This window comes from Pantoea sp. UBA5923 (genome assembly GCF_002431095.1).
Classification (GTDB): Bacteria; Pseudomonadota; Gammaproteobacteria; order Enterobacterales; family Enterobacteriaceae; genus Pantoea; species Pantoea piersonii.
The window spans coordinates 5,105-13,277 of sequence record NZ_DJDN01000030.1; the positions used below are offsets into that span (position 1 = coordinate 5,105).

Annotated in this window: 11 protein-coding genes (1 of these 11 only partly in view); 3 read left to right on the forward strand and 8 right to left on the reverse strand. The window is 58.7% G+C overall.

Annotated features, from left to right (window positions below; all coding sequences use genetic code 11):
- From B3797_RS08105 to B3797_RS08140, 8 genes are all read right to left on the reverse strand, one after another.
- Positions 1-399: the 5' end (the start) of an MFS transporter gene (locus B3797_RS08105; protein WP_311790827.1), read on the reverse strand. It extends 807 nt beyond the left edge of the window; 399 of the gene's 1,206 nt are visible here — the first part of the coding sequence; it begins with the start codon at positions 397-399; its stop codon lies off the left edge, out of view.
- A 44-nt stretch (positions 400-443) separates the two neighbouring features.
- Positions 444-1,205, reverse strand: coding sequence for an SDR family oxidoreductase (locus tag B3797_RS08110; RefSeq protein WP_311790828.1), 762 nt, complete (start codon positions 1,203-1,205; stop codon positions 444-446).
- 51 nt (positions 1,206-1,256) lie between these two features.
- Positions 1,257-2,072 (reverse strand): SDR family oxidoreductase, encoded by an 816-nt coding sequence (locus B3797_RS08115; protein ID WP_311790829.1) that lies wholly within the window; start codon positions 2,070-2,072, stop codon positions 1,257-1,259.
- 159 nt (positions 2,073-2,231) lie between these two features.
- A complete protein-coding gene (locus B3797_RS08120; protein ID WP_311790830.1) occupies positions 2,232-3,170 on the reverse strand; it encodes a GlxA family transcriptional regulator in 939 nt (312 codons plus the stop codon).
- Between the two features lie 11 nt (positions 3,171-3,181).
- Positions 3,182-4,147, reverse strand: a complete 966-nt coding sequence (locus B3797_RS08125) for a LysR family transcriptional regulator (RefSeq protein WP_311790831.1) — start codon at positions 4,145-4,147, stop codon at positions 3,182-3,184.
- 258 nt (positions 4,148-4,405) lie between these two features.
- Positions 4,406-4,840 (reverse strand): cupin domain-containing protein, encoded by a 435-nt coding sequence (locus tag B3797_RS08130; protein WP_311790832.1) that lies wholly within the window; start codon positions 4,838-4,840, stop codon positions 4,406-4,408.
- A 68-nt stretch (positions 4,841-4,908) separates the two neighbouring features.
- Complete coding sequence (locus B3797_RS08135) at positions 4,909-5,445, reverse strand: carboxymuconolactone decarboxylase family protein (RefSeq protein WP_311790833.1); 537 nt, start codon at positions 5,443-5,445, stop codon at positions 4,909-4,911.
- Between the two features lie 192 nt (positions 5,446-5,637).
- Positions 5,638-6,555 carry a LysR family transcriptional regulator gene (locus tag B3797_RS08140; RefSeq protein ID WP_311790834.1) on the reverse strand — a complete coding sequence of 306 codons (918 nt, stop codon included), beginning with the start codon at positions 6,553-6,555 and terminating at the stop codon, positions 5,638-5,640.
- Between the two features lie 94 nt (positions 6,556-6,649).
- Here B3797_RS08140 and B3797_RS08145 point away from each other — a divergent pair, with 94 nt between their 5' ends.
- The 3 genes from B3797_RS08145 to B3797_RS08155 form a co-directional block, all read left to right on the forward strand.
- Entirely contained in the window at positions 6,650-7,138 is a 489-nt protein-coding gene (locus tag B3797_RS08145) for a GNAT family N-acetyltransferase (protein WP_311790835.1), read from the forward strand.
- A gap of 186 nt (positions 7,139-7,324) precedes the next feature.
- A complete protein-coding gene (locus tag B3797_RS08150) occupies positions 7,325-7,819 on the forward strand; it encodes an Hsp20 family protein (RefSeq protein ID WP_311790836.1) in 495 nt (164 codons plus the stop codon).
- Between the two features lie 83 nt (positions 7,820-7,902).
- The coding region (locus B3797_RS08155) for a hypothetical protein (RefSeq protein WP_311790837.1) at positions 7,903-8,173 on the forward strand (271 nt) is incomplete at its 3' end.

Below are 8,173 nucleotides of genomic sequence, written 5' to 3' on the forward strand. Positions count from 1 at the left end.
GCGCTGCTGTTCATGCACCAGTTCCGAACCGAGCGCCACCAGCACCGGGCCGATAAAACCCGCCCCGACCCCCATCAGCACCCGTGACGCCACCAGCGCGGAGTAGCCGGGCGAGAGCGCAAAGGCGAACGCGCCCAGGCCAAACAGCAACATCCCCGACAGCACCAGCTGGCGGCGGCGGAAGTGACCAAAAAACACCTGCGCCAGCGGCGCGGCCAGCGCAAAGGTCAGGCCGAAAATACTCAGCAGACGCGCGCTCTGCGGATCCGTTAAGTGCCAGGCGGCAGAAATCGCGGGCAGGCTGCCAGCGACCGAGAGCGCGCCGGTTGCCTGCACGAAGTAGGCGATGCTCAGCGCGCGCAGGGCGCGGCGCTGGGAAGACGAAACAGCAGCGTTCATGATTCAGCTCCGGCTAAAGCAGGGGCTTATCGCCCCTGATGGTGTTACTGAACGGGAATCGGGTTATCAGCGACGGACTGGTTAAACTGATTCACCAGCGCATGCTCGTTCGCGCCTGGGTTATCCCGCACCGGCAGCACGCGGTCAACGATGGCTTCAATGGTGTCGGTGCCCAGCTTGTTGAACGTTTCCCGGATAAAGTCCTCCAGCGGCATGGCGCGCGGATCGCCGCTCTTGTAAATCAGGTCTGTATCGACCCACGGCGGAGAGATTTCAATCACCTGAACGCCGCTATCGCGCAGCAGAAAGCGCTGCGACAGGGTGTACGAGTGAATGGCCGCTTTGGTGGCGGAGTAGAGCGCGTTGGTCGCCAGCGGCAGGAAGGCGAGCACCGAACTGTTGTTGATCAGCACCGCGTCCGGCTGCTGTTTCAGATGTTCAATAAAGGCGGCGCTGACGCGTACCGGGCCGAGAATATTGGTATTGAGCAGCGTCACCGCCTGTTCGTCATCCAGCTCGCCTGCGGCATTATCAAAGGGCATGATGCCGGCGTTGTTAATCACCACATTCAGCGCCGGGTAGCGCGTCAGGACGCTCTGCGCAGCAGCTTTGATGCTGTCGGCGTTCGTCACGTCCAGCACCACGTAATCCATGCCTGGGCTGGCGGCGGTGACCTCTTTCAGCAGCGCCTCGCGGCGGCCGGAGATAATCACCTGGTTGCCCAGCTGATGAAACTTCTCGGCCATCGCGCGGCCAATGCCAGAGGTGCCGCCGGTGATGAAAACAGTGTTGTTAGTCAGTTTCATGATCATATTCCTTCAGATAAACGTGGTTGAGTCGTGAGTTGTCAGGGTCAGTCAGTGCAAAGAAACGGGCTGATAGCGTTCAGCGGGCGCGTCGCTGCCAAGATGCGGGATCATCACCTGGCGCGCCTGTTCGTAGTCCCTCCACAGCTTTTCGTTTTGCAGAGAGGGGATAGTGATCAGCTCGCCGCGGGCAAATCCCGTGAGCGCGGCATCAACCATCTCCTGCGCGCTCATAACGATTTTCGGGTCAAGCTGGCTAACCGGCAGGCCGCCGTTGTCCCAGAACGGCGTAGCGGTGGCACCCGGCAGGACGGCCTGCACCTGAACGCCTTTATCCGCCAGTTCGTGATGCAGCGACTGGGAAAAAGCCAGCACGTAGGCTTTGCTGCCGCCGTAGACGCCGTTCAGCAGCTCCGGCGCGATACTGACGATGGAGGCGATATTGATGATGGCGCCGCGGCCTCTGGCGACGAATCCCGGCACCACGGCGTAGGTCAGGCGGGTCAGCGCCGTGACGTTAAGGTTGATCATCGCGGTCATCTGTTCGGCATCGCTCTGCAGCAGCGGGGTATGCGTGCCGATGCCGGCGTTATTCACCAGCAGGGTGATACTGGCGTCCTGCCGCAGCTTTTCTTCCAGCGCGGCGAGCTGCGCGGCATCGCCTAAATCAGCCGCCACGACCTCGACGCTGCGGCCGCTGTCGGTGGTGATATGCTCCGCCAGCTGGTTCAGGCGGTTATGGTTGCGCGCCACCATAATCAGGTCGTAACCCATGCGCGCCAGGCGGCCCGCATAAAGCGCGCCCATGCCGGTTGAGGCACCTGTTACGACGGCTGTGCCGCGGTGGATCTCTTTTTGCTGCGTCATACTGTTCACCTTGTCAGTTATCGGGCTGGTGAATTCAGAATACGCATTCAGGCGATGTCGCGACTGACGCAGAGGGTAGTGATTTCGGACATCATGATGACCGGAAAACCGGCCATCATGCGGAAGAAAGAGAAGCGGAAAACGGAGGGGGAGAAGCGATCAGGCTTTGCCGGTACGCAGCGCCTGCGGAGGAATACCATAGCCGCGGATAAACACTTCCCGCATATGACGGCGGTCGCGGAAGCCCGATTCACGCGCGATAACCTCCATCGACAGCCGACTCTGTTCAATCAACAGCCTGGCGTTTTCGAGCCGCAGGCCTTCAATCGCTTTGGCAGGCGACTTACCGGTTTCGGAGCGAAAAAGGCGGCTGAGCTGGCGGGCGCTGACGTGCACCGCATCGGCCAGCTCTTCAATACTGAGGGATTTGCTGAGGTTTTTACGGGCATATTCCAGCGCAGACTGCAGGCGATCGCTGCGCGGCGACAGCATCAGCATTTCCGAGTGCTGCGTCTGGCCGCCTGAGCGGCGGTGGTGCATCACCAGCAGGTGCGCCACGCTGCGCGCTACCTCTGCGCCCAGATCTTTCTCCACCATGCCGAGAGCCATATCCAGCCCGGCCGTAAGCCCGGCGGAGGTCCAGATATGATCGTCGATAATGAATATGCGATCCTCCTCCACCCGCGTGGTGGGATGCAGCGCCTTCAGGCTCTGCGCATGCACCCAGTGGGTCGTGGCGCGGCGTTCCGACAGCAGCCCGGCCTGGCCCAGCACGAACGCGCCGGTGCAGATGCCCGCCACGCGTCGCGCTTTCAGAGCGTGCGTCTGTAAAAAGTTGACCACGCCTGCCGTTGCGGGCAGCTCCAGCGGCGTCAGCACCCCGGCAACCAGCCAGGTGTCGATCTGCGCATCGGCATCCAGCCGCTGGCTATCGACCCCAAAGCCGTATGAGGATTTAACCGGGCCGCCCCGTTCTGAATAGACCGTACAGGCATAAAACGGCTCGCCAGCCACCTGGTTGGCGAACTCAAAAATACTCAGCGTGGAGAGTCCTAAAACCTGAAAGCAATCGGAAATCAGTAAGCCTACCCGATGCATCCTTTTATCCTCTATATGCGTTGATTCGCCGACAGCAGGGCCGCTTCGCCATGTCCGAAAGCGGGGTGAGTATGTATCAGCGCCGTAATCGACTTGAGCTGTTCGCGCAGCAGCCGGTGCAGTTCGCGGATCGCCGGGGAAAACTGCTTGCGATGCGGGCAGATAAGGTTGAGCGGCACCGCCTCGCCGGGCCGTTCCGGCAGCACTATCTCAAGCCTGCCTGCCAGCACGTCCGCGCTGACGTCGATCCAGGATTTATAGGTAATCCCCATGCCCGCGACCGCCCAGCGGCGCGCCACGTCGGCGTCATCGCACAGCATGCGGCTGCTTACCGTCAACTGCCGCCTGACGCCATTTTCCGGAAAGGACCATTTGTCATATACGTGTCCATTCAGGGTATAGAGCAGGCAGTGATGGCGCAGCAAATCTTCAAGCTGCTGCGGCCGGCCATGTTTTTGCAGATAGGCGGGCGACGCGGCCAGCACGCGGCGGTTATCTTCCGCCAGCGGCAGGGCGACATAGCTGCTGTTTTCCAGCACGCCATAGCGAATGGCCACGTCCACCGGATCGCGAAAGACGTCGCTGACGTGATCGGAGAGGGAAATGCGCAGCGAAATTTTGGGATGCTTTTCGCAAAAGGCGGTAATGACCGGCAGAACGATGTTACGCCCGATATCAGAGGGAACGGCTATTTTCAGCTCGCCCTGCATTTCATCTTCGCTGCCCTGCAGCTGTTCGGTGCCAGCCTGCAAGATCGCCAGCATCTCCTGAGCGTAGGGGAGCCAGGCTTCGCCGTCGGCGGTGAGGCGCAGGCTGCGGGTGGATCGCGCAAACAGGCGTTTGTTCAGGTCGCGCTCCAGCCGGTTGACCGCGGCGCTGACCTGGCCGGGAAGGATATCGGCCTCGCGCGCCGCGCTGGAAAAACTGCCCAGTGCGGCAGAACGGACGAACAACGTGACATCTTCAAGACGTATCATGCAGGCTTCCCTGGAGAAGATTTACCTGAATCGCCGCTCAGGCTTCGCGGTCAATGGATTGATGCGCCTTGAGGCAGCCTGCAATAAGCCTGGCGCGTCGGCGGGCGGGGCGACCTCGCGCTGCTCGATCAGGAAACGGCCAGGAAATGCGGGATGCGCAAAAGACGCGACAGGCAGCGTTCTGCCTGTCATCTGGCTGTTTTTGTAACAGAAAGCGCGCAGGTGCGCTACTGACATCATGCGGCTGCGCGCCGAGTCTCAGTCGTCTTGTGCTGCGGAGTGCGTCATAAAGGTCGCGGCGCTGTCGGAAGTCGAATCGATAAACACCACGTCGTCGGGCGAGCGGCGCGGCGTGTCCAGCGTAAGAAAGATCACGGGCTCCTCCAGCAGTACGGGCAGGGCGTGCACGACGTTGCGCTCAAAAAAGAGCATATCGCCGGGGCCGAACTCAGCTTCGGTCGCCGCATCTTCCATCCAGAACGTGCCTCTGCCTGAAAGCACATACAGATATTCATCACACTCGCGATGATAGTGGGGAGGAACGCCCCGGTAGGCGCGAAATACGCGGCTGCTGGCCTCAGGGCGATCGGTCAGATAGATATCTGCCAGCAGGGTAGTGGCCGTCGCGGGCAGCTTTGCGGCGATTTCGGCGGGTCTGAAGCGTGCGGATTTTTGTGAAGATAACTCGGCCATGGCGGCTCTCCTTAAAAAGAGTGGGTCAGCTCAGGCGGCCTGCGGATCGCGTCGGCCGCCTGGCGCGATCAGTTCACTTTGGGAAAATCAACTACCGTATCGTTTACCCGGTTAACCATATTGGTAAACAGAATGGCGCTGACGGCACCGAGAGTTTCCACCACCTGCCGATCGGTGAAGCCCGCCTGGCGAAAAGCCTCAACGCGCTCGGCCGGAACGGTGCCGCGCGTAGAGACGACATACTGAACAAACTGCACCAGCGCATTGATACGCGCGTCTTCGCTAAAGCGAGCCTCACGCAGTTCCTTTGCCTGCTCATCGCTGTAGCCCGCTTTTTTCGCCATCAGCGTGTGCGCGGCCAGACAGTAATCGCAGCCTGACTCTTCGCTGATCGCCAGGTTAATCGCCTCCAGCTCCCGCGCGCTCAGGCTGCCCTTGTGCAGGGTGGCGTTGAGCTGCAGCATCTGGCCGAGAACCTCCGGCGAATTACCGCCGATGGTCAGATAAGCGTTCGGCACTTTGCCCATGCTGCCTTTGATGGCGCTAAACAACTGGGCGGCTTTACCCGCGGCTTCGTTTTCAGTAATGCTCGCTAAACGGCTCATAAGAAACTCCTGTATTTATTGAGTAAAAGCACAGGCGTCAAAGAGGAGATGACCGCTCCGGCGCGCTGAATTCAGGAGCACAGTACTGCGGCGGCAAAAAGAGAAAAAGCGACCCTGGAGAACAGCACTTTCTCTCGTCGAGGTAAAATCAGCGGCGATTCAGAGGGGAGGCGCGTGGGTAAGCCTTTATCGTCACTGGCCGTTTTTTTGCTGAATACTCTGGCAGATGGTGGTTTTAAGCCATTGCGTAGAGGATTTTTTCCCGCTTCGCTTGTGAGAGTAAATTTTTACGGTGAAGCGGGGCACAGCGAAAGGCAGGCGGAAGATCTTCACGCTGGCGAGCTGTTGCAGGCAGTTCGCAACGGTAGAGGGGATCGCCATAAGCAGTTCGCTCTCCGCCACGATAAACGGCGAGCTCAGCATCGAAGGCGTTTTCAACGTGATACGGCGCGCCAGCCCGAGACGCGCCAGGTGAGTATCCAGCAGTCCCTTCTTTTCATTCCAGGGGGTCACCACCAGATGCCCGGCGGCAAGATACTCCTCCAGCGTCAGGCTCGATCGCGCGCTATGGCTGAGCACGACAAATTCGTCGCTAAAAAGCTCGATCTCCTCCAGATCCGGATGGATGACCTCATCCGGCTCGCTAAAGCTCAGCGCCAAATCCACTTCTCCCGCCAGTAATTCATTTAGCGCCGGGTTATGAGGCAAATAGCAAAGCTCAAAATCAATGCCCGGCGCCGTTCTCTGCACGCTGTTCATCAGCCCGGGAAAGACGCTGAAAGCGGTGTAGTCAGTTACGGCAATACGAAACGCCTCTTTGCTCTTCAGGGGATCGAACGGCTGCGCCGGATTGAGATGCTGGTTCAGGGCGGATAAACACTCGGCGATATAAGGCGCCAGCTGGCAGGCATAAACGCTGGGACACATCTTGTGCCCTTCGCGATAGAAGAGCGGATCGTTAAGAAATTCACGCAGCCGGGTTAAGGCATGGCTCAGCGCCGAGGTGCTCATAGAGAGCTCAGCCGCCGCCAGTCGAACGGAGCGATGCCGGAAGACCGCATCGAAAATGGGGAGCAGGTTAAGATCGAGCCGCCGCAGCACATGATGCATGAAATTCACCTGTAATTGATTTTATTGCACTTAATTCATTGAAAGATACCGATTATCCTTACCGCCATCAAACTGTTTGGTTAAGGGAAAATTTATGAGTGTTACGATCCGCCCGGCCCGCCTGGAAGATGCTGACGCCATTTATAATATGATCAACGGTTTAGCCGTTTACCGGGACGCACCGCTGGAGTCGGTTCCCGATATCGAAGAGGTCAGAAAGGCGCTGTTTTCACCGGAAACCACGGTTGAAGCCTGTATTTGTGAGATTGATGGCGTAATAGCAGGCTATTCAGTGATTTCGGTGAGCCATGCGGCATGGTCAGGCCGTCGCAGCCTGAATATGGAAGATTTATATTTTACCCCTGACTATCGCGGGCGGGGCGCGGGCAAGGCGATGCTGCAATATATCGCCCAGCTGGCGGTCAGTCGGCAATGCAGCCGTATTGAATGGAACGTGCTGGAGTGGGATACATGCGCCAAAGAGTTTTATCACAGCATTGATGCGCTGCCTCTGAACGAATGGGTTCGCTACCGGCTGGACGGTCCCGCTCTGCAGAAATTCGCCGCGCGCGAAACCCTCTGAACAGGGCGTTTCGCGTCCGGTCGTATGCTTGCGGCCGTGAAGCGCGCCTTGTTTTTTCCCTTATAAAAAAATCGCCACGGCGAGGCTTGAAAACTTTCCGGATGCCTCTATAACTGTCACTGGACAGGGGAGACGCCTGTTCCCGATGAGCTTTTGAATGAACGACTAATTCAGGAGGTTATCACTATGTCTTTACGTAATTTCCCGGTGTTTCCTTTAATCAGCGACTCGCTTTTTTCCGATCGCTTCAGCCGCATTGACCGCCTTTTTAGCCAGCTGACCGGCGATACGCCTGTTGCCGTCGCGCCCCCTTATAACCTTCAACAACTCGACGACGAGCGCTATACGCTCACCCTCAGCGTGCCCGGCTGGAAAGAGAGCGAGCTGGAAATCGAAGTGGCGGGCGGTCGCCTGACGGTAACCGGCCGAAAAGAGGAGCGTAGCGAAAACGATGCGTCATCTGACAGCGATCGCAGCGGTGGAAGCTGGCTGCACCGCGGCATCAGCCGCACCGATTTCCGTCTGAGCTACAGCGTGCCGGAACATATGAAGGTGACGGAGGCGAGACTGCAGGATGGGCTGCTCAGCGTCGGTCTGCATCTGGAGATCCCGGAAAGCGAAAAACCGCGCCGCATACCCATTGCGCACCATGCGTCGGATGTGATTGAACATCAGGCTTAAGTTATCAGCCTGATCCTGGGGTGGAGGGTGCCGCTCCCGGCATCCTCCCGCTATACATGCATCTGGAAATCAGGAGGACTGTCATGAACAGCATTATCGTACCGGCAGACCGGCGGCTTTACCCGTCAGTAGCGGATGAGAGCGTGATGGCGGTCAGGATGAAACTGGGTAATTCACGGCTCCAGGTCAATTACCGCCGTGTGCCGGGCGGCATTATGCCGGTTATCGCCGTCGATTTTTTCAACGAGAAGGGGAAGCTCTATAGCCTGCAATATCATCTGCCGCCGGATACCCCTGAACGGACCGATCGCCGGATCTCGCTTCTGATGCGGCTGATAGAGAACGAAGCTGGCC